23 protein-coding genes are annotated in these 20,355 nt (G+C 68.4%); 7 read left to right on the forward strand and 16 right to left on the reverse strand.

Going from position 1 to position 20,355, the window contains the following annotated elements; translation table 11 throughout:
- Nucleotides 1-27: 27 nt before the first annotated feature.
- Both A5680_RS23095 and pgm read right to left on the reverse strand, forming a co-directional pair.
- Nucleotides 28-1,194: an MFS transporter gene (locus A5680_RS23095; RefSeq protein WP_082956059.1), complete on the reverse strand. Its 1,167-nt coding sequence runs from the start codon at nucleotides 1,192-1,194 to the stop codon at nucleotides 28-30.
- Nucleotides 1,195-1,286: 92 nt separating this feature from the next.
- Nucleotides 1,287-2,927 carry a phosphoglucomutase (alpha-D-glucose-1,6-bisphosphate-dependent) gene (pgm, locus tag A5680_RS23100; protein ID WP_067823576.1) on the reverse strand — a complete coding sequence of 547 codons (1,641 nt, stop codon included), beginning with the start codon at nucleotides 2,925-2,927 and terminating at the stop codon, nucleotides 1,287-1,289.
- A 105-nt stretch (nucleotides 2,928-3,032) separates the two neighbouring features.
- Here pgm and crcB (A5680_RS23105) point away from each other — a divergent pair, with 105 nt between their 5' ends.
- Together crcB (A5680_RS23105) and crcB (A5680_RS23110) are read left to right on the forward strand one after the other, a co-directional pair.
- Entirely contained in the window at nucleotides 3,033-3,428 is a 396-nt protein-coding gene (gene crcB / locus A5680_RS23105; RefSeq protein ID WP_067823579.1) for a fluoride efflux transporter CrcB, read from the forward strand.
- Nucleotides 3,425-3,805: a fluoride efflux transporter CrcB gene (gene crcB, locus A5680_RS23110; protein WP_067823582.1), complete on the forward strand. Its 381-nt coding sequence runs from the start codon at nucleotides 3,425-3,427 to the stop codon at nucleotides 3,803-3,805. Before crcB (A5680_RS23105) ends, crcB (A5680_RS23110) begins: the two co-directional genes overlap by 4 nt.
- Nucleotide 3,806: 1 nt before the next feature.
- Here crcB (A5680_RS23110) and A5680_RS23115 read toward each other — a convergent pair whose 3' ends face one another.
- The 6 genes from A5680_RS23115 to A5680_RS23140 all read right to left on the reverse strand — a co-directional run bounded on the left by A5680_RS23115 (nucleotide 3,807) and on the right by A5680_RS23140 (nucleotide 8,453).
- On the reverse strand, nucleotides 3,807-4,424 hold the full coding sequence (locus A5680_RS23115; RefSeq protein WP_067823692.1) for a GNAT family N-acetyltransferase: 618 nt from the start codon (nucleotides 4,422-4,424) through the stop codon (nucleotides 3,807-3,809).
- Nucleotides 4,421-5,296, reverse strand: coding sequence for an LLM class F420-dependent oxidoreductase (locus A5680_RS23120; RefSeq protein ID WP_067823585.1), 876 nt, complete (start codon nucleotides 5,294-5,296; stop codon nucleotides 4,421-4,423). The genes A5680_RS23115 and A5680_RS23120 overlap by 4 nt, the downstream gene beginning before the upstream one ends.
- A gap of 20 nt (nucleotides 5,297-5,316) precedes the next feature.
- Nucleotides 5,317-5,673, reverse strand: coding sequence for a DUF488 domain-containing protein (locus tag A5680_RS23125; RefSeq protein WP_067823588.1), 357 nt, complete (start codon nucleotides 5,671-5,673; stop codon nucleotides 5,317-5,319).
- A gap of 25 nt (nucleotides 5,674-5,698) precedes the next feature.
- Nucleotides 5,699-6,394 (reverse strand): DsbA family protein, encoded by a 696-nt coding sequence (locus A5680_RS23130; RefSeq protein ID WP_067823592.1) that lies wholly within the window; start codon nucleotides 6,392-6,394, stop codon nucleotides 5,699-5,701.
- Nucleotides 6,395-6,415: 21 nt separating this feature from the next.
- On the reverse strand, nucleotides 6,416-7,339 hold the full coding sequence (locus A5680_RS23135; RefSeq protein ID WP_067823594.1) for a CoA ester lyase: 924 nt from the start codon (nucleotides 7,337-7,339) through the stop codon (nucleotides 6,416-6,418).
- 151 nt (nucleotides 7,340-7,490) lie between these two features.
- The gene (locus A5680_RS23140; RefSeq protein ID WP_055403766.1) at nucleotides 7,491-8,453 is read right to left on the reverse strand and encodes a hypothetical protein; all 963 of its coding nucleotides are present in this window, start codon (nucleotides 8,451-8,453) and stop codon (nucleotides 7,491-7,493) included.
- A 309-nt stretch (nucleotides 8,454-8,762) separates the two neighbouring features.
- Here A5680_RS23140 and A5680_RS23145 point away from each other — a divergent pair, with 309 nt between their 5' ends.
- The 3 genes from A5680_RS23145 to A5680_RS23155 all read left to right on the forward strand — a co-directional run bounded on the left by A5680_RS23145 (nucleotide 8,763) and on the right by A5680_RS23155 (nucleotide 11,272).
- Nucleotides 8,763-9,038 carry a WGxxGxxG family protein gene (locus A5680_RS23145; protein WP_067823597.1) on the forward strand — a complete coding sequence of 92 codons (276 nt, stop codon included), beginning with the start codon at nucleotides 8,763-8,765 and terminating at the stop codon, nucleotides 9,036-9,038.
- 181 nt (nucleotides 9,039-9,219) lie between these two features.
- Entirely contained in the window at nucleotides 9,220-9,789 is a 570-nt protein-coding gene (locus A5680_RS23150; RefSeq protein WP_055403764.1) for a hemerythrin domain-containing protein, read from the forward strand.
- A 40-nt stretch (nucleotides 9,790-9,829) separates the two neighbouring features.
- Nucleotides 9,830-11,272, forward strand: a complete 1,443-nt coding sequence (locus A5680_RS23155) for a YdiU family protein (RefSeq protein ID WP_197499834.1) — start codon at nucleotides 9,830-9,832, stop codon at nucleotides 11,270-11,272.
- A 2-nt stretch (nucleotides 11,273-11,274) separates the two neighbouring features.
- Here A5680_RS23155 and A5680_RS23160 read toward each other — a convergent pair whose 3' ends face one another.
- The 6 genes from A5680_RS23160 to A5680_RS23185 all read right to left on the reverse strand — a co-directional run bounded on the left by A5680_RS23160 (nucleotide 11,275) and on the right by A5680_RS23185 (nucleotide 15,288).
- Complete coding sequence (locus A5680_RS23160) at nucleotides 11,275-12,102, reverse strand: LLM class F420-dependent oxidoreductase (RefSeq protein WP_067823603.1); 828 nt, start codon at nucleotides 12,100-12,102, stop codon at nucleotides 11,275-11,277.
- 39 nt (nucleotides 12,103-12,141) lie between these two features.
- On the reverse strand, nucleotides 12,142-13,683 hold the full coding sequence (locus A5680_RS23165) for an adenylate/guanylate cyclase domain-containing protein (RefSeq protein ID WP_067823606.1): 1,542 nt from the start codon (nucleotides 13,681-13,683) through the stop codon (nucleotides 12,142-12,144).
- Nucleotides 13,684-13,732: 49 nt separating this feature from the next.
- Nucleotides 13,733-14,128 carry a DUF4267 domain-containing protein gene (locus A5680_RS23170; protein WP_067823609.1) on the reverse strand — a complete coding sequence of 132 codons (396 nt, stop codon included), beginning with the start codon at nucleotides 14,126-14,128 and terminating at the stop codon, nucleotides 13,733-13,735.
- A gap of 33 nt (nucleotides 14,129-14,161) precedes the next feature.
- Nucleotides 14,162-14,413: a hypothetical protein gene (locus tag A5680_RS23175; RefSeq protein ID WP_067823612.1), complete on the reverse strand. Its 252-nt coding sequence runs from the start codon at nucleotides 14,411-14,413 to the stop codon at nucleotides 14,162-14,164.
- A gap of 1 nt (nucleotide 14,414) precedes the next feature.
- A complete protein-coding gene (locus A5680_RS23180; protein ID WP_369827707.1) occupies nucleotides 14,415-14,837 on the reverse strand; it encodes a YkvA family protein in 423 nt (140 codons plus the stop codon).
- A gap of 61 nt (nucleotides 14,838-14,898) precedes the next feature.
- Nucleotides 14,899-15,288: a DUF732 domain-containing protein gene (locus A5680_RS23185; protein WP_055403787.1), complete on the reverse strand. Its 390-nt coding sequence runs from the start codon at nucleotides 15,286-15,288 to the stop codon at nucleotides 14,899-14,901.
- A gap of 127 nt (nucleotides 15,289-15,415) precedes the next feature.
- Between A5680_RS23185 and A5680_RS23190 the strand changes: the two genes are divergently transcribed.
- Entirely contained in the window at nucleotides 15,416-16,873 is a 1,458-nt protein-coding gene (locus A5680_RS23190; RefSeq protein ID WP_067823615.1) for a phospholipase D-like domain-containing protein, read from the forward strand.
- Between the two features lie 50 nt (nucleotides 16,874-16,923).
- The gene (locus A5680_RS23195; RefSeq protein ID WP_055403756.1) at nucleotides 16,924-17,787 is read left to right on the forward strand and encodes a phytanoyl-CoA dioxygenase family protein; all 864 of its coding nucleotides are present in this window, start codon (nucleotides 16,924-16,926) and stop codon (nucleotides 17,785-17,787) included.
- A 3-nt stretch (nucleotides 17,788-17,790) separates the two neighbouring features.
- Here the strand turns inward: A5680_RS23195 and A5680_RS23200 are convergent, their stop codons facing one another.
- Both A5680_RS23200 and glnA read right to left on the reverse strand, forming a co-directional pair.
- The gene (locus A5680_RS23200; RefSeq protein WP_067823619.1) at nucleotides 17,791-18,726 is read right to left on the reverse strand and encodes a DMT family transporter; all 936 of its coding nucleotides are present in this window, start codon (nucleotides 18,724-18,726) and stop codon (nucleotides 17,791-17,793) included.
- A gap of 57 nt (nucleotides 18,727-18,783) precedes the next feature.
- Nucleotides 18,784-20,220: a type I glutamate--ammonia ligase gene (gene glnA / locus A5680_RS23205; protein ID WP_055405366.1), complete on the reverse strand. Its 1,437-nt coding sequence runs from the start codon at nucleotides 20,218-20,220 to the stop codon at nucleotides 18,784-18,786.
- Between the last annotated feature and the right edge of the window lie 135 nt (nucleotides 20,221-20,355).

The raw sequence follows: 20,355 nt of genomic DNA on the forward strand, positions 1-20,355 counted from the left end.
ACCGCAACCGTGGTTCAAAGCTGCTGATCAGGCCGCCTCGTCGTCGTCCGCCTCGGCCGGCACGGCTTCGGGCTGGATGAGCGTCCGGGTTTCCGGCGCCAGTACCCAACCGAGCGCGGCGATCAGCAAGACGATCCCGCTGATGCCGAAGCCCCAGCCGAAACCCAGCTTCTCGGCGGCCCAGCCGACCGTCACGGAGCCGACGATGGCACCCAGGTCGGACACCATCTGCACCGCCGCCACCGGCATGCCCGCGCGCGCCTCGCTGCCCAGCAGGTCGGCCACCGCCGCCTGCATCGGCGACATGAAGATGCCGGTCGTCGCGCCGGACACGGCCGCCGCGACCATGAAGGCCGGCAACGACGACACGACACCGAGCGCGGCGGTCGCCACACCGGATGCCGCCAGCCCGACGATCAACAACGTGCGCCGTCCCATCCGGTCGGACAGATAGCCGCTGGGGACGACGGCCACGGCGTTACCCGCCGCGAACGCCGACAGCGCCGCCCCGATGACGCCGACGCTTTCGCCCATCACGTCGGACAAGAACAGCGGGACCAGCGCGACGCGCAGACCGAACGCGGACCAGCCCGTCGCGAAATTCGCCAGCAGCGCCGACCAATACGCGCGGTAGCGCAGCGCCTGGCGCATCGTCACCGTGGAGCGTGTCGGGGGCGGCGGCGCGGCCAGCGCCGAATGCCGCAGGCCGAAGAACAGCGCCACGACCACCCCGAGCATGACGACGCCGTACACGATGAACGGAGCGGTCAACCCCCAGCCGGCCGTCAGGCCGCCGATCACCGGGCCGCCGACCGCGCCCACCATGAACGAGGTGGTGAACAGGCCCGCGATCCGCCCGCGCGCGTCGGGCGGGCTGATATGGATCATCAGGCCCAGGGCCGAGACAAAAAACATCGTCGAGCCGATGCCGCTGATCGCGCGGAAAGTCAATAACTGCCAATAGGTGTGCGAATATGCGCACGCGATCGTGGACAACGCCACGATCAGCAAACCGCCGATGTAGATCCGCCGTTCGCCCAGCCGTTGCACAAGCGCCCCGCTGACCGGGGCGAAACACAGGCGGCTCAACGAAAAGACGGTGACCAAGAAAGTCACCGCCTTGATGCTGACCCCGAAGGTATGCGCGAATGCGGGAAGCGCCGGCGAGACCACCCCGTAGCCCAGCGCGACCATGATGTTCGCCCAGCTGAGGATCCACGCTTCGCGCGGCAAGCGCGCCGGACGGGACCCGCATTCCCCCGTGCGGGCGAGGCGAAGGGAAATGGTCACCCAATGACTTTATTAACCACCTCGCGCGCGGCTTCCTGCACCTGGGCCAAATGCTCCGGGCCGTTGAACGATTCGGCGTAAATCTTGTACACGTCCTCGGTGCCCGACGGCCGCGCGGCAAACCATGCGTTGGCGGTTGTCACCTTCAGCCCACCCAGCGCGGCGCCATTGCCGGGCGCCGCGGTGAGTTTCGCGGTGATCGGCTCGCCGGCCACCTCGGTGGCGGTCACCTGATCCGGGGAGAGCTTGGCCAGGCGGGCCTTTTGCTCACGGTCGGCGGGCGCGTCGACCCGCGCATACGACGGCGTGCCGTACTCGTCGGTCAGCTCCCGATAGCGCTCCGACGGGCTCGATCCGGTGACGGCCAAAATCTCGGACGCCAGCAGCGCCAGGATGATGCCGTCCTTGTCGGTGGTCCACACCGAGCCGTCGCGCCGCAGGAACGACGCCCCCGCGGACTCCTCGCCGCCGAAGCCGATGGTCCCGCCGATCAGGCCGTCGACGAACCACTTGAACCCGACCGGCACCTCGACGAGCTTGCGGCCGATCCCGGCGACCACCCGGTCGATGATCGACGAACTGACGGCCGTCTTGCCGACGGCGATGCCCTCCGGCCACGACGGCCGGTGCGTGTAGAGGTAGTCGATGGCCACCGCGAGGTAGTGGTTGGGGTTGAGCAGCCCCTCGTCGGGAGTGACGATGCCGTGCCGGTCGGAGTCGGCGTCGTTGCCGGTGGCGATCTGATAGAGGTCCGAGGTGGCGATCACGCGGATGAGCCCAGCCATCGCGTCGGGCGAGCTGCAGTCCATCCGGATCTTGCCGTCATGGTCGAGCGTCATGAACCGCCAGGTCGCGTCGACCAGTGGGTTGACCACCGTCAGGTCGAGGCCGTGCCGCTGGGCGATCTCACCCCAGTAGTCGACGCTCGCGCCGCCCAGCGGGTCGGCGCCGATGCGCACCCCGGCCGCACGGATCGCGTCGATGTCGACCACGTTCGGCAGGTCGTCGACGTAGGTGCCCAGGTAGTCGTAGCGCTCGACGCTGCCGAGCGCGCGGGCCAGCGGCACCCGCTTCACCTCCGCTCCCCTGGCGCGCAGAATCTCGTTGGCGCGCTTGGCGATTGCGTTGGTCGCATCGGTGTCCGCGGGACCGCCGTTGGGCGGGTTGTACTTGAAGCCGCCGTCGGGCGGCGGGTTGTGCGAGGGCGTGACGACGATCCCGTCGGCCAGACCTTCGGTGCGTCCGCGGTTGTAGCGCAGGATGGCGTGGCTGACCGCCGGTGTGGGCGTGTAGCGGTCGCGCGAGTCGATCATCGCCACCACATCGTTGGCGGCCAGCACCTCCAGCGCCGACACCCACGCCGGCTCGGAGAGCCCGTGCGTGTCACGGCCGATGAACAACGGCCCGGTTGTGCCGTGCGCCGCGCGGTATTCGACGATCGCCTGGGTGATGGCCAGGATGTGGGCCTCGTTGAAGGCCCCGCTCAGCGCCGACCCGCGATGGCCCGACGTGCCGAACACCACCTGCTGAGCGACGTCGTCGGGATCGGGCGCCACCGTGTAGTAGGCCGTCACCAGGTGAGGCAGATCGACAAGGTCTTCGGGCTGGGCCGGCTGACCGGCACGGGGGTGGGCCATGGTTATCAATTCTGCCCGCGCCGCACGTGACCGACTTGTCAGGTACTTTTCTGACGTCCCCGGTTCACCCACCCGTAAGTCCTGGCAAAGCGGAAGGGATCGCGCGTGGCACACGACTATCGCGAGCTGGCCGCGGTGTTCGCCGGCGGGGCGCTGGGCTCCCTGGCCCGCGCCGGCTTGGGCGCACTCGCCGCGGGCGACCCGGCGAGCTGGCCCTGGCCGACGTTCACGGTGAACATCGTCGGCGCCTTCCTGTTGGGTTACTTCACCACCCGGCTGCTGGAGCGGTTGCCGCTGTCGAGCTATCGGCGCCCGCTGCTCGGGACCGGATTGTGCGGCGGGCTCACGACGTTCTCCACGATGCAGGTCGAGACGGTGCGCATGCTCGAACACGGCCATTGGGCCCTGGCAGCGGGTTACACCCTCGCCAGCATCGTGCTGGGACTGTTGGCGGTGCACGTGGCCACCAAGCTGGTGCGCCGGGTACGGATCCGCGGATGACGGCCACGGTCACGACCGTCGCGGTGTGGGCCGGCGTCGTGGTGATCGGCGGCATCGGGTCGGTGCTGCGCTTCGTGGTCGACCGCGCGGTGGCCCGCCGGGCGGCGCGGTCCTTTCCGTTCGGCACGCTGGTCGTGAACATCAGCGGCGCCGCGCTGCTCGGCTTCCTCGGGGGCCTCGTGCTCAGCAAGGAGGCGGCCCTGCTGGCCGGCACCGCGTTCGTGGGCGCCTACACCACGTTCTCCACCTGGATGCTGGAGACACAGCGGCTCGGCGAGGAACGCCAGGTGCGCGCGGCGACGGCCAACATCGTCGTCAGCGTCGTGCTCGGTGAAGCGGTCGCCTTCCTCGCGCAGCGGCTCGCCGAGCTCGTCTGACTCAGGCGCGCGGCCCGTCCTCGGGCGTGCGCGGCAGCATGTACAGCGCCATCCGCCGGTTCGACATGTCGTGCTCGCCGAGGAACAGGCAGCCGCCCCGCTCGCAGAAGGTGCGCGCCTGAACGTTGCGGTGGTCGGGATCGAACATGATGCGCCGGCATGCCGGATCCAGGCCCAAGATGCTGCCCACCAAATGCGGCAGCAGGAAACTGACGTGTCCGCGCTTGATGTACTCCAGATCGGCGACCGCGACGTGCAGACCCAGGTCGTGGGGATCATACTCATACCGCTTGGCGATGGAATCCTTTGCCGCCCTGTACAATTCGATGTACGCCCGCGGAATCGCGTCGAGTGTGGCGATGAACGGCCGGGAAAAGCCGCCATCGAGTTGCGCACGTAGGTAGCGGTGCCAGCGCGCCACCGGCCACGCGGACTCCCACGCTTGCGCCAGGTGCGGCCGGTTCATCCACTCGGTGATCATCTCGGCGTCGTTGTCCGGGTCGACGAGTCGCAGGCCGTAGGGCTCGGGCAACGTCGGTATGGGCGGCGGCGGGACCGCACGAACCTCGTCGGTGATGTCGGTCAACTCCCGCGGCAGCACCGGATCGGTCTGGCTCACGCCGGTATCACCGCCATCCACCGCTCGGCCAGCGCCGAGACCCAATCGGCCGCCGCCTCGGGGGCCTCGGGCGGCGACTCGACGAGAACCAATTCGTCCACGCCCAATTCGGTGAGCGCGCCGACGTCGCCCAACCCCGCGTCGCGCAGAGCCACCGAGAGCCGCAGTTGCGCACGGTCACGCCCCGCCTCGGCGCACAACCGGTCCAGTGTGGCGATCCGATCGCGCGCGGCGCCAACGCCGTCGAGGTTGAACCCGTACCAGCCGTCCGCCCAGTTAGCCACCCGCCTCATCGCCGAATCGCTGTTGCCGCCAACCACTATCGGGATACGACGATCGCGCACCGGCTTCGGGTTGACCCGGATCGAGTCGAACCCAACGAAGTCACCGTGGAACGAAGCGATGTCGTCTCGCCACAGCGCGCGCATCGCGGCGACGTATTCGGCGGTGCGCGCCCCCCGCCGGGCGAAGGGCACCGACAGTGCGGCGAATTCCTCCCGGGACCACCCGATGCCGACCCCCAGCGCCAGGCGCCCACCGCTGAGCCGATCCAGGCTGGCCGCCTGCTTGGCCACAACCACGGGGTTGTGTTCGGGGAGCAGCAGCACGCCCGTCGCCAGCCGGATCCGCGACGAAGCGGCCGCGGCGAAGCTCAGCGCGATCATCGGATCGAGCCAATCCGCTTGTGCGGGAACGGCAATCACGCCGTCATCGGAGTAGGGATAGCGAGAGGCGGGCCGGTCGACCATGACCACGTGTTCGCCCACCCACAACGTGGCGAAGCCGCGGTCGTCCGCGGTTGACGCCACGGCGTCGATCACCGCGCGGTCGGCGCCGGCACCGATCCCCAGGGCATGCAATCCCAGCCGCATCGGCCGATCGTCTCACGCGGTCAGCGGCTTTTCAGCAGCTCCGCGAGAACGGCCGCGTGGCTGATGTCGGGGGTGCGGGTGGCGGTGACCAGGGTGACGCCGCCGCGCTTGGCCAGTTCCCGCAATTCCCCCAACGCCGGGTTGCCGCGCAGTTCCGCGTGATAACGCGACGCGAATTCGTCGAAGAGTTCGGGCCGGTGGTGATACCACTCGCGGAGGTCCTTGGACGGCGCGACCTCCCTGCACCAGATGCCCACCCGGGGGTCGTCCTTGCGCACTCCCCGCGGCCAGATCCGGTCGACCAGCACGCGCTGGCCGTCCTCGGGTGTGAGGTCGTCGTAGACCCGCGCCACCCGGATGGGGCCCTTGCCGGTCACGCTCGCCAGCGTAGCGAGGGCGCGGTCAAGCCTGGCCGGTGAGGCGCTCGACGTCGATGACCTCGCCGCGATTGATGCTGACCCAGTCACGCCCATCCAGGTATGGGCGCAGCGCGCGGCCGATCAGCTCCGCGTCGGCCGGCGATTTGGGCCGCTGCAGCTCGTACACGTGCGGCAACTCGGCCATGCCGGCGACGACGTTCCACAGCGTCAGGGCCTGCGGTCCGGTCGGCGGGTCCACCAGCACCGGCCCAAATAGGCACTGCCCCAACAGGAAAAGCGTGGGCACTCCGTAGCCGCCGGCCTCGATGACCCGCTGATGCTCGCGCAGTATCTCGTCGTGAGTCGTCGGGTCGTCAAGCGCCGCATCGAGAACCGACGCCTCGACCCCGATGTCGCTCAGCAAGCGCCGCGCGACGGCCGGATCGTGCGGTTTGCCGCCCAGCGTGTGCAGTTCGTGCCCGACGGCGGCGTACCAGCGGTCCAGCAGCGACATGTCGGTGCGGCGCAGCAGCGCCCCGATCCGCATCAGCGACCAGCCATAGGACCACTCCCGCTCCCACGGGTGTTTCTGGCCCTCCGACCGGTTGACCTCCTCGAGGCTGAAAAAGCGCCAGTCGACGGTGATTCCCAGCTGCTCGCGGACGTCGCGGATCCACAGCGAGGTCTGGTAAGCGAACGGGCACATCGGGTCGAAATGGAAATCCACGGCAACGCTCATCTGTCGACCCGTCTCGCGAACTCAGTAGTGATAGGTGTCCGACGGCGCGGGCGAATGATCCCGTTCTTCGTCGTCGAAGTCCGACGATTCTATGCCGTAGGCGCGCGCCAGTTCGAGGATCTTGGTGGCCCTGGCGATGCGCGGCAGGTCGGAGCCGTTGCGAATCTCCCCGCCGTCGCGTTCGAACTCCGCGAAAAACTCTTTCGCCCAAGATATTTCGTCTTGCGACGGCGACAGCCCCTCGTTCACCACGGCGCATTGATCCGGGGTCAGGCAGATCTTGCCCGTCATCCCGAACTCCACGGACACCGCCGTGGCCTCGATCAGCTTCAGCGCGTTGGAGCCGATCGTGGGCCCGTCGATGGCGCTGGGCAGGCTGGCCGCCTTCGCGGCGATCGTGAACCGCGACCGGGCGTAGGCCAGCGTGCTCGGGTCCTCACCGAAACCGGTGTCGCGGCGGAAATCGCCGATGCCGAACGCCAGCCGGAACGTGCCCTTGGCGGCGGCGATTTCGGTGATGCGCTCCAGCCCGCGGGCCGTTTCCACCAGCGCCACGATCGGCACGTTGGGCAGCCGCTGGGCGGTCTCGGTGACGTGGTCCACCGATTCGACCATCGCCAGCATCACCCCGCCGACCGGTGTCGCGGCCAGCGCGGCCAGGTCGTCCGCCCACCACGGCGTGCCGAAGCCGTTGACGCGGACCCAGTCGGTGTTGCCGACGCTCAGCCAACTCACCACGTTGTCGCGCGCGGCGTGCTTGTCCTTGGGCGCAACGGCATCCTCGATGTCGAGCACGACGATGTCGGCCCGGGAGTGCGCCGCGGACTGGAAGCGGTCGGCGTGCGCGCCGTTGACCAGCAGCCAGCTGCGGGCCAGAACGGGATCGATGCGGTAGCCGATGACGTCGTCGGGCTCCGTCGCGCTGCTGTTGACCTGGTCGTACATCTCGTCTTTTCGTGGTTGGCGATGTCGGGCTGGTGCTCTAACCGTAGCGATAAGCCCCAACGAGCGGTTGGGCATGTCCCCGGGAAACGGCTCGGCCGCCCGGACGGACCAGAACGGTCGCCCGGGCGGCCTCGCGTAAGCCCGCTGTGAGCTAGTTGATGCCGACAACCTCCTGCGCGATCGCGGCGACGCGCGTCTGGGCGGCCGAAACCACCCGCTGGCGATTCTTGTTCGCCTCCTCGTAGGCGATGATCGCGCGCACGTCGCGCGGATTGGCGAGCTCCTTCACCTCGGCGACGGCCTCGCTGACGTTGAGCTCGTCGTAGTTGGCGATGGGCAGCTCGTCAGGATCCAGGACCCCCACCGCCGTGCGGGCCGCGTGCAGGGCGTCGGCGGCCTGCCGCGCGCCCTCGCCGCGGGTGACCTTCTCGGCCGCCTCGAGGGCGGCGTTCCGGGACGCGGCGAGCGCCTTCGTCGCCACGTCACCGGCGTGGGCGCCGCGGCTCACGAATTCGTTGAAGGTCGGGCGGGCCGAACGCAGCGCGTCCGCGGCCCGGTCCACGCCTCGGAACGACCACTCGACCGGCAGGTTCACCAATTTCACCGCGGTGCCGGCCGCCGCCTGCAACGGCGTGCGACGCAGCGCGGCCGGGCCGCCCAACGCGTCCTCGGCCAGCACGGTCGTCAGCCAGTCGACGGTCGCCGAGTGGGCGGTGATCAGCCGCGTCGCCAGGCTCTCCACGTCGGGAAGCTCGGCGGCGACGGCCAGGGCTTTGAGGTAGCGGGAGCGGTCCAGGAGCTGGTCCTCGAGCGCGAGGTCACCCAGCAACGCCTCGTCGAACGGTTGGGCCTGCTCGGTCAGGGCCTTGACCGCCGCGGCCGCACGGCCCAGGAACGGGCCCACGATGTCGGGGACACCGCCCAGGTCGCGGATCGCCTTCTCGATAGCCTCCGACCGGCCGCGGGCGTTCGACGCGTTCTGCGTCAGCTCACGCTGGACGGCCTCGGTGCGGGCCTGCGCGATGCGGGTCTCGGCAACCTGGATCTCGGTGTTGGTCAGCTGGTGGAGCGCGCGCAACTGCGCGAGCACCGTGGTCTTGTCCGATGAAGTCATCGAAATGTGGCCTCCTGCATTGATTGATTGGCTCGGCATGAAAGCGCCTTTCTAGCGGCTACCCATTCGGCCGCCGGCCGATAACATCACCGTCCGCCCTGTGACGCAGATCGCTTTCGGCGGTGTGGCGTCCCCCGCCAGCCGGCTAGGACAGCAAACGAAACGCGTTCGGGGACGGGGTTTCCCGCGGCTTGCCCGGGGTAGCCAGCAGTCGCCACGCTGCGGCCCATTGCCGCGCGTCGCTTCCCGTGGGGGGCTAGAGCAACCTGGTCACCCGCCTGGGCTAGGAAAAACCCATTAGGAGTAGACATGCGTAAGGCCATTGCGATTGCTTCCGCCACCGGGGCACTGCTGTTGGGTGGGGCAGGTGTAGCTAACGCCACCACCCCGAGCGCTCCCGCACCGACGGCGACCACAACGACGCTGGCGGACAACAGCAACAACACTGATCAGCACAGCGACAACACCGGGCTGTGGGGCCTCGTCGGCCTCCTCGGGTTGGGCGGGCTCGCCGGGCTGATGCGCCGGAAGGACACCGCCGTCGGGACCGGCGTCGGGCCGGCCACCCACGACCGCACCGTCTGACGCGTTCGCACAGTTCAGATCCCCGTCAGGCGCCCACGCCTGGCGGGGATCTGGCCGCGAAGGCGGCGGCGCGCAGCAGCGCGGCGTCGTTTAGGCGTTTGTGCAGCGGGTATGCCTCGCCAAGCCGCACACAGCCCATCGTGCGCGTCCCTAATCCCCGAGAACAGTGGAGGTATCGGCGATGGCCGACATGATTGTCCAATCGCCCGAGGAAGTCGTCGCGTTCCTGAAGGCGCAGCACAACCTGATCGAGGACCTGTTCGACGAGGTGCTGCACGCGACTGACCCCCAGGCGCGAGAAAAGCCGTTCACCACGCTGCGTCAGCTGCTGGCCGTGCACGAGACGGCCGAGGAAATGGTGGTGCATCCGCGCGTGCGCCGCGAGGCCGACGCCGGCGACGCGATCGTCGACGCCCGCCTCAAAGAGGAGCACGAGGCCAAGGAGTTGCTGTCGCAGATCGAGAAACTCGACATCACCTCGCAGGAGTTCGTCAACGAGGTGACCAAGCTGCGCGACGCCGTGCTCGACCACGCCAATCAGGAGGAAAGCGACGAGTTCCCCGTGCTGCAGCGGGAAGTCGACGAGGCTGACCTCAAGCGGATGGGCACCGCGGTGCGAGCGGCGCAGGCCATCGCGCCAACCCACCCGCACCCCGGCGTGGAGTCGGCGAAGCTCAACTTCGCCCTTGGGCCGTTCGCCTCGATGCTGGACCGGGCCCGGGACCTGATCGGCCAGGCCCTCGGCTCCTAGCCGTTTACGTAGGCTCGTAGAGGTGAGCGTCGCCCCGGATATGACCGTTGCCCTGCAGGACCGGTTCTTCCGTGAATTGCCGGAGATGGCGGTCCGCTGGCAAGCCGAGGCCCCGGCCGACCTCCGACTGCTCGCGTTCAACGAGCGGCTCGCCACCGAGCTTGGCCTGGACGCCGACTGGTTGCGCGGCCCCGACGGGCTGCGCTTCCTGGTCGGCGCGTTGGTCCCCAGCTCGGCCGCGCCGGTGGCCCAGGCCTACGCCGGGCATCAGTTCGGCGGCTTCGTGCCACGGCTGGGCGACGGCCGCGCGCTGCTGCTCGGCGAACTCGTCGACCGCGACGGACGCTTGCGTGACATCCACCTGAAGGGCTCCGGGCCGACACCGTTCGCCCGCGGCGGCGACGGCCTGGCCGCGGTGGGGCCGATGCTGCGCGAGTACATCGTCAGCGAGGCCATGCATTCGCTCGGGGTGCCCACCACGCGATCGTTGGCCGTCGTGGCCACCGGCCGCCCGGTGCTGCGCGAGGCGGAACTTCCGGGGGCCGTGCTGGCGCGCGTGGCCAGCAGCCACCTGCGGGTGGGCAGCTTCCAGTTCGCCGCGGCGACCGGCGACGTGGACCTGCTGCGGCGCCTCGCCGACCACGCGATCGCCCGGCACCACCCCGGCGCCGCGGACGCCGAACGCCCCTACCTGGCGCTCTTCGAGGGGGTGGTCGCCGTCCAGGCGTCGCTGATTGCGCGCTGGATGCTGATCGGATTCGTCCACGGGGTGATGAACACCGACAACATGACGATCTCGGGCGAAACGATCGACTACGGGCCGTGCGCGTTCATGGAGGCCTACGACCCCGAGACGGTCTTCAGTTCCATCGACTTCTGGGGCCGCTACGCGTATGGCAACCAGCCCCTGGTCGCCGGCTGGAACCTCGCCCGCTTCGCCGAGACGCTGCTTCCGCTGTTCTCCGACGATGTCGAGGAGGGAGTGGCGCTGGCGGAGCAATCGTTCGGGGTGTTCCAGCGCGAGTACGACGCCGTGTGGTCGTCTGGGATGCGCGCCAAACTCGGCGTGTCCGACGTCGACGCCCGAGACTTCGCGGCGCTAGTCGACGACTTGCTGGCCTTGCTGAAGGGCAGCCACGTCGACTACACCTCCTTTTTCCGTCGGCTCGGCCGAGCCGCGCGCGGCGACACCGAACCGACGCGCGGGGAGTTCATCGACCTCGCCGGGTTCGACGCGTGGCTGCCGCGCTGGCAGGCCCTGCGCCCGGACGCGGACGTCATGGACCGGGCCAACCCGGTCTACATCCCGCGCAACCACCTGGTCGAGGAGGCGCTGACCGCCGCGACGGCCGGCGACCTCGCCCCCGTCGAGCGGCTGCTGGCCGCGGTGAGGGCACCCTACGACGAAAGACCGGGGCTGGAACGCTACGCCACCCCGGCCCCCGAGGACTTCGGGAAGTACCAAACGTTTTGCGGCACTTAGCCTTACGTTAGCTTCGCAAACTCGGCCCGCAGCTCGTCGAGCCGGCGAAGCGTTTCGTCACGAGGTTCGGTGGGCAGTTCCACCAGCAGGTGCTCCACTCCCAGAGCGAGGTAGCCCTCGAGCTCTTTGGCCGTCGATGCGCCGGCATGGAGGCTGATCACCGGCACGTCGCTGCCGGCCGCATCGCGCAGCCGCTCCAGTTGAGGCGCCAACACCTCCGCCGACGGTGTCATCGACAGCCAGCCGGCGTGCAGCCGGGCGATGCGTTTGAAGCCCGCGGGTCCGCCGCCGAAGTACAGCGGCGGATAGGGCTCTTGCACCGGCTTGGGCCAGCTGTAGATGGGGCCAAAGTCCACCAATTCGCCGTGAAATTCGGCCTTTTCGTGCGTCCAGATCTCGATCATCGCGTCCAATCGCTCGTCGACCACCCGTCCCCGGACCGACGGGTCGACCCCGTGGTTGGCGATTTCCTCGCGCAACCAGCCCACGCCCACGCCGAACCGAAATCGACCCTGCGACACCAGATCCAGTGACGCCACTTCCTTGGCCGTGTGAATGGGATCGCGCTGGGGCACCAGCGCGATGCCGGTGCCCAGGACCAGCCGCTCGGTGACGACGGCGGCCGCCGTCAATGCGACGAACGGATCCAGCGTGCGGTAATACTTCCGCGGAATCGGCCCACCCGCCGGGTAGGGCGTTACCTCGCCCGCCGGGATGTGGGTGTGCTCGGCCAGGAACAGCGACTCGAACCCACGCTCTTCGAGCGCCCGACCCAGCTCTGCCGGTCCGATGCCCTCGTCGGTGATGAATGTCAGCACGCCCACAGCCATGGCGCCAGTCAACCGCATTCAACTCGTCGGGGCGACCCCTTACCCGCGTTCGGCCACGGGGACCAGACGCGCCACGCCGCGCAGCATCCAGGGAGCGCGCTTGGCCATCAGCGCAACGGCGCGGTCGGACCGCCGCATCGCCGTTCGGGGGCCGGGCGTGGGCGCGGCGGCCAACTGGGCGTCGCGTGAGGGCGCGCCGGCGCGGTGCCGGTCGACGGCGAGGATCTGCCAGGTGCCGGGCACGCCGCGCAGCTCGGCCCCACCCCGGTCCTCGAAGTGGGTTCCCGAGCCGACGACCAGGTCCCGCACGGTGCTGGAGACCAGGATCTCGCGGGGCCCGGCCAGGGCGAGGATGCGGGCGGCGATGTGCACCGCGATCCCCCCGATGTCGGCGCCGATCAGTTCGCACTCCCCCGTATGGATGCCCACCCGCAGCTCGATGCCCAGCGTTTCGGCCTGGTCGTGCAGGGCCTCGGCGCAACGGATCGCCTGCGTCGGCCCGTCGAAGGTGGCGAGGTGGCCGTCGCCGGTGCTCTTGACCACCTTTCCGCCGAACCGCTCCGTCGCGCCGGCGGTGATCTCACCGAAGCGTTGCAGGACCGCGCGCCACCGTTCGTCGCCGTCCGCCGCCGCGCGTTCGGTGGACGCGACGATGTCGGTGAAGAGCACGGTCCGCAGGGCGCGCTGGGATTGCGACGGCGCGCGATGACTACCGGTCAGAAATTCTTCGATTACCGTCGCGATCCGGTCCGTATCGGCGAGCCAGGGCACGTGATCGTTCCCGGCCACTTCCAGCATCCGCGCGTTGGGGATGTGGTCGGCGATGTACCGGCCAAACTGCACCGGGACCATGTCGCCCGTCGCATGGATGACGAGGGTGGGCGCGCTGATGATCGGCAGAACCGGCCGGACGTCTATCGAGAATGCGGATTCCATTGTGGCGCGCGCCATTCCGGGGCTGGCGCTCATGCGTTCCAGCATGGCAAGCTGGCGCATCGATCGAATCGAAGGGAGCAGGCCCCGCAGCGCTTCCCCACTGCCCCATGACGAGCGGATGGCTCGGCCGAATTGCTGGAACCTGGCAACCTGATCCACCGACGGGGTGTAGGCCTCACCGAGCAAGGGCGCCATCTTCGCGCGGAGCGCGGCCGGGTCGCCCTCCATGTCGTCCCACGTCCCCCAACCGGCGAACGAGGACGCGCCGGTGACCACCAGCGCCCGCGTCCGCTCGGGCCGGGTCGCGGCAAACAGCATGGCGGCGGGTCCGCCCTCGCTCGCCCCGAACAGGACCGCCTCTGAGAAGCCCGCGGCGTCCATGACCGCCTCGATCTCGGCCGCCCGATCCTCGAGCGTGCGCACCTTCGGAACCGGGTCGGACAGCCCCACCCCCGCCTTGTCGAACAGCAGCACGCGGCAAAACGTGGAAAACCGCGCCATGAACGCCTCGAACTGGGGCACCGTCCAGAACATTTCGACGTGGCTGACGAATGACCCGGCGAATACCAAATCGACAGGTCCGGCACCGAATACCTGGTACGCGAGGCTGAGATCACCGCAGTTTGCATACGCTGTTTCGGGCACGCCATGAGCGTACGACCCGGCCCAGCAAATGCGTACGGCTTTGCTTGGTTCAGGTCGTCGGCGCTTCGCTCTTCCGGGTGCTCCGCCGCGCGGCGCCCCAGAGTCCGACGCCGATGCCGACGACGGCGCCGCCCAGTCCGATGAGTTGCTGTGCGGGCTTCAATTCGTCGTGGACGCTGAGACCGCCCAGCAGGTCGGCGGCGTCGGCACCGCCGGAGGCCAGGAACCAGCCGCGAGTGTTCTTGCCGCGCAACGCCGCGGTCGCGAGCAGCCCGCCGATCAGCGCGTCGCGATAACCCATGGACCGCAACAACAGTCGCGCCGTCGGCGTCGGCTCCTGCGAATCTCCCCAGAACCGGTTGGCGCTCAACGGCTCGACGAGGAACCAGACGCCGGAGGTGAATCGGATGCTGCCCGCCAGAAGCGCGGCTCGGTCGATGGCCATGCCCGGCAGCCTAGGAGCAAACCGCGCTCTTGCCTATGGGGCGGGGCACGCCCGGGCGATTTGTATCGAGGCCGGCCATAGCGCCGTGGTCAGGCCGAAGGCTACGACGTCGGCTCCCGTGGGCGACACCGCCTCCACCCGGGCCTGAATCTGTCGAGCCTCTTCGGCGTGAAAAAGCGTCCACACGAAGCCGATACACAGGTAGGGGATGGCCAGCCACAGCGCGAGTTCGATCAGTGCGCCGATCCTGGCCCGGTAACCCAGGGTGCGTCGAAGCAGGTCCATGTCACTCCAGCGCGGGATCGGGCAGCCCGCACAGCCAGCACAGCGTCGCCAGGCCGTCGGGGCTACCGGGCCAGTGCCTGGCCAGCGCGTCGGGTCCGGCCACCCGGCTGACCCAGCGCAGCACCAAGCCGACGATCACCACGTCGTCGGCGAATCCGATAACGGGGATCGCGTCCGGGATCAGGTCGATGGGCGACACGACGAAGGCGATCAACGCCACCAATGCGATCCGGATCCGGCGTGGCAACTCGGAATCGGCGGCAAGGCGTTTCAACAGCCGGAGCACGTCGGGCAGCAGGCGCACCAGGTCCTGCAACTTGGCCTTGGGTCTCAGCAGCCAGAAGGTGAGGGCCAGGAGCACCCAGATCACCGCGAACGCACTCGCGATGCCGATCAGAATCATCCACCAGTCGGGCCACACCATGTCCATCTTGGCGGGCCTGGCCGCCGCGTGCCAACCCCTCTGCGAACGCCCGCGTTTCTGTCTAACCAGCGCCTAGCGGCGGCAACGGAATCCAGGGGAACATCCCGGTGTTGGTCGGAGGCGGCGGTGCGACCGTGTCCGGCTCTCCGATGTGCTGGGGACAGTAGGCGTTCACCGCGCTGGTGGTGAAGCTGGTCGCGTCCGAGACCGTGAATCCCCCGTTCTCTGACGTCACACTCTGGATGACGGCGGCTTTGGAGTGACCCTGGTCCATAAGTTCGCACGCCTTCTTGGCGACCTGTACGGCGACGGCGCCGTTCTTGTACGGGACGCCGGCCCGATCGAGTGCCGCCAAAAAGTTCGCGTCGGGGTTACCGGTCGGATCGGCGTGTGCGGGCGAGGCCGCGGCGATCATGGCGGCGAGGCTCGCCAGCACGAGAAGCGTCCGCACCGTTCCATCCTCGTACAGATGGGCGGCGTTGTCCTGCCGACCTGTCCACGCGGGCGTCGGACGCCGCCGGCTGTGGTACACAGGGCTATGCCCACGCTGAACCGTCAATCTCGTTGAGGGCGCGGGCGTGGGCGACGACCGACTGCTGATCCCCGGACAGACGTGCTGGCGGGTGGCGCGCGCCGATCAGTGGGCTCACATCATCGATGCGGCCGATTACTTCAAGCAGGTCAAGGCCGCGATGTTGCGGGCCAGGCACCGGATCACGCTGGTCGGTTGGGATTTCGACGCCAGGATGACGTTCGAGCGCCGCACCAAGACGATGCCCGGCCCCAATCAGCTTGGCGCCTTTCTGTATTGGATGCTGTGGAAGCGACCAACGCTCGACATCTACCTACTGAAGTCCAACCTGCGTCTACTGCCGGCCTTCGACGGCATCTGGTTTGGGCTGACTCCGGTGGCGCTGGTCAACCAGATCAGCAGCAGGCGAATCCACTTCGCTATCGACGGTGCCCATCCCACCGGCTCGGTCCATCACCAAAAGATCGTGGTGATCGACGATTCGGTGGCGTTCTGCGGCGGCATCGACCTCACCGTCGACCGTTGGGACACCCGCGCGCACGAACATCGCAATTACGCCCGCCGGACGTTGGGCCGCAGCTACGGGCCGCGCCACGACGTCGCCGCAGCGGTCGACGGCGAGGCCGCGCGTGCGCTCAGCGAGCAAGCCGTGGCGCGGTGGCGGACGGCGACCGGGCAATCGTTGACGCCGATCACCGCCAGGCACACCGCATGGCCCGGCAAGCTCGGCCCCACCCTGCGTGGCGTCGACGTCGGAATCGCGCTAACCCTGCCGGAACTCGACGGTCGCCCCGAGACCCGGGACGTCGAGGCGCTCAACCTCGCGGCGATCGCGGCGGCGCGCGACACCATCTATCTGGAGAACCAGTATCTGGCGGCCCGACGCATGGTGGAGGCGCTGGCCGCCCGGCTACGGGAAGATGATGGCCCGGAGATCGTCATCGTCGTCGCCCGCCGGGGCAACAACCCGCTCGAGCGGGGAACGATGGACTCCGCTCGCCATCGGCTCATTCAGGTGCTGTGGGCCGCCGACGTCCATCGGCGGCTGGGCATCTACTGGCCGGTTGCCGACGGCGGGGCACCCATCTACGTCCACTCGAAGGTGATGGCGGTGGACGACCGGTTCCTGCGCATCGGATCGTCGAACCTCAACAACCGATCGATGGGGTTCGACAGCGAATGCGATCTGGCCATCGAGGCGCAACCGGCGAGTTCCGAAGACGACGGCGTGCGGCGCGAAATCACCTCGGTGCGAGATCAATTGGTGGCCGAGCACCTCGGCGTGTCCGACAAAGAGTTCGAACAGGCGATGCGTGAATGCCGGTCGGTCCGCAAGGCGATCGAAGCGCTCCGCGGGGACGGCAAGACGTTGCGACCGTTCACCGAGCGCACCGTGGCCGACGAGGCGGGACCGCTGGCGGAAAACGACCTGATGGACCCCGACCACGTTCCCCGGTCGCTGGCCCGAAGCGTGCAACGGTTCATCACCGGTTTGAGGGGTTGAGTTGCGGCGAACTCGGCTTAATGTGGGACCGGGATGAAGGACGAGTGCCAATGAATGCCGACGACGAGTCCGTGACGACGCTGGAGGACCTCAGGGGTGATCTGGCGCAGCGGTACAAACGGACGCCGACCGGTGGGAGCTCGGTCGACGGCGCGACCGTCGACGCCGACATGGCGGCCCTGGACCGCGACGGTTACGTCATCTGGGAAGGCCTGCTGACCGCCGAGCAGTGCCATGAAATCCGTGAGGTCGTGCGCCCGTGGCTCGGGCACACCGGACGCAACTCGTTCGAGGGCCGGCACACCCAGCGCATCTACAGCCTGCTGAGCCGCACCCGGGTGTGCGACGGGCTCGTCGACAACCCGCGGGTGCTGGCCGTCCTCGATCGCCTGCTGATGCCGAACTACCTGCTTTCGGCGTTGCAGGCCATCAACATTCAACCGGGCGAGGCCGCGCAGCTGGCGCACCACGACGACGGGTTCTACCCTGTGCCGCGCCCACGAGATCCCTTGGCGGCAGCGACGATCTGGGCCATCGACGACTTCACCGCCGACAACGGCGCCACCGTTCTGTACCCCGGCAGCCACCGATGGGGCAAGCGCCGGCCCGGCCCTGACGATGCGGCGCTGCCCGTGGTGATGCCGGCCGGTTCGTGCGTGTTCTTCGTGGGCACGCTTTGGCACGGCGGGGGCGCGAACAAAACCGACCGCGAGCGCCTTGCCGTCACCGCGCAGTATTGCCAACCGTGGCTGCGCCCGATGGAGGCCTTCACGTTGTCCATCTCGCGTGACATCGCGCGATCGGTTTCCGATGACATTCGCCGCATGCTCGGCTACAGCATCCACCCGCCGTTCGTCGGCGCGGTCGACGGCCTGCACCCGCTGCGGCTGCTGGATACCGCCGAGGATTCGTAGGCCCTAGGTCCGCTCGCCGCTGACGCCGACCAGCGCGGCCGCATCGGGGGTCGGCGAGGACCGTTGCGCGCCAACGAGTTCGATCGCCTGGCTGCGGCTCAGCGCGATGGCGGCGGCGACCATCGCCGAGACCGCGACCACGAGGGCGAGTGCCGCAGCGCCGCCCACCGCCAGGTGCTCACCAAGCACCGCGACGCCCAGCAGGACCGCCACCACGGGTTCCCCCACCAGCATGATCGGCACCGAGGCCTGCAGGGCTCCGGCGTGAAACGCCGAGTTCTGCACCAGCGTCACCGCGACGGCGAGACCGACGAGCAGGTATGGGGCCGGGACCGTCAGCAGCGCGTGCCAACCGCCGACGCCGAAGCGGTGCGTACAGATCTTCGTCAAGACGGCGATCATGCCGAGCAGGATCGCCACCCCGACCCCCAGCAGCATGGCGCGGACGCGGCCCGCGGCGCGGCGGGCCGCCGTGACGCAGACGATCAGCAACGGCACCGTCACCAACAGCGCCACGGTCCACGCCGGGACCGGGGGACGGTTATGGCCCTCGCGGGGCTCACCGACGAGCACGAAAACCGCCAGCGCGCCCGTCAACAGCGTCGCCCAGCCCCACTGGGCCGCGCTGACGCGCTGGTGACAAAGTCCGGCGCTCAACGGCAATGCGAACAGCAGCGAGGAAACCAGCAGCGGCTGGATCAGCAGGAGGGAGCCATGGGCGAGGGCCACGGCCTGAAACGCGTAGCCGGCGACGGCGGCGACCGTGCCCGCCCACCACAACGGCCGTCGAGCCAGGGTGGTCACCATCGCCCCGGACATGCCTTCGTCGGCCGGAACCTCCTGCGTGGCGCGCTGCCGGACGACGATCCCCACGGCCGCCCAGAAGGCAGACAGCAGCGCCGAGAAGATCGCGACCGCGTGTGATTCCACCCACCCCATGGCGGGACGGGTACCCGGGACGTCGGCTCGGCTAACTGCGCTGAAAAGCGAATTACGTCATACGTCGTAGTAGAGGGCGAATTCGTACGGGGTCGGCCGGAGGTTGAACGGCGCGATCTCGTAGGTGCGCTTGTAGTTGATCCACGTCGCGATGACGTCGGGCGTGAAGACCCCGCCCTCGGTCAGGTATTCGCTGTCTTCCTCCAGACGGTCGATCACCGCGGACAGCTGCGTGGGCGCCTGGGGGATCTCCGCGGCCTCCTCCGGCGGCAGTTCGTAGAGGTCCTTGTCGACCGGCGGGGGCGGCTCGATCTTGTGCTTGATCCCGTCCAACCCCGCCATCAACTGGGCGGCGAAGGACAGATATGGGTTGCCCGACGAGTCGGGGCAGCGGAATTCCAGCCGCTTGGTCTTCGGGTTGTTACCGGTGATCGGGATGCGCACGCACGCCGACCGATTGCGTTGGCTGTAGACAAGATTGATCGGCGCCTCGAAACCGGGAACCAGACGCTTGTAGGAGTTCACGGTCGGGTTCGTGAAGGCCAGCAACGACGGCGCGTGGTAGAGCAAGCCGCCGATGTAGTGGCGCGCGGTGTCGGACAGACCGGCGTATCCCGTCGCGTCGTACATCAACGGCACGCCGTCCTTCCACAGCGACTGGTGGCAGTGCATTCCGGAACCGTTGTCGCCGAACAACGGCTTGGGCATGAAGGTGACGGTCTTGCCGGCCTGCCACGCGGTCTGCTTGACGATGTACTTGTACATCTGGTGGTCGTCGGCCGCGTGCAGCAACGTGTTGAACTTGTAGTTGATCTCGGCCTGGCCGCCGCTGCCGACTTCATGGTGGCCCTTCTCCAGCGAGTAACCGGCGTTGGTCAGGTTGGTGAGGATTTCGTCGCGCAAATCGACGTAGTGGTCGGTGGGTGCCACCGGGAAATACCCCCCTTTGGGGCGGACCTTGTAGCCGAGATTGGGGCTTCCATCCGCCTCGGCGTCCTCTCCGGTGTTCCACCACCCGGACGCCGCGTCCACCTTGTAGAACGATTCGTTGGTGCTCGAGTCGAAGCTGACCGAGTCGAAGATGTAGAACTCGGCCTCCGGCCCGAAGTATGCGGTGTCCGCGATGCCGGAACTGATCAGATAGTTCTCGGCCTTGCGGGCGATGTTGCGCGGGTCGCGCGAGTACACCTCGAGGGTGAACGGGTCGTGCACGAAGAAGTTCACGTTCAGCGTCTTGCGGGCCCGGAACGGGTCGATCGTCGCGGTCTCCGGATCGGGCAGCAGCACCATGTCGGACTCGTGGATCGATTGAAAACCTCGGATCGAGGAGCCGTCGAACGCCAGGCCTTCCTCGAACACGCCTTCGTCGAAGGCGTAGATCGGAATCGTGAAGTGCTGCATGGTGCCCGGCAAGTCGCAGAAGCGGACGTCGACGTACTCAATGTTCTCGTCCCTGGCTAGCTTAAAAATATCGTCGGGCGTCTTCTCGGACACGCAACGCTCCTCAGCTTGATTGTCGGCAGTGGCGTGCGAGCGCTTTCTACCCCCGCACTATTTCGCCCGCGTCACCACCGCGAGTCGAACCTGTTGCGTCACAGAAAGACAGGGGTTCCGGTTGCACCGCGGACG

The organism is Mycobacterium sp. E2989, assembly GCF_001667595.1.
GTDB lineage: Bacteria > Actinomycetota > Actinomycetes > Mycobacteriales > Mycobacteriaceae > Mycobacterium.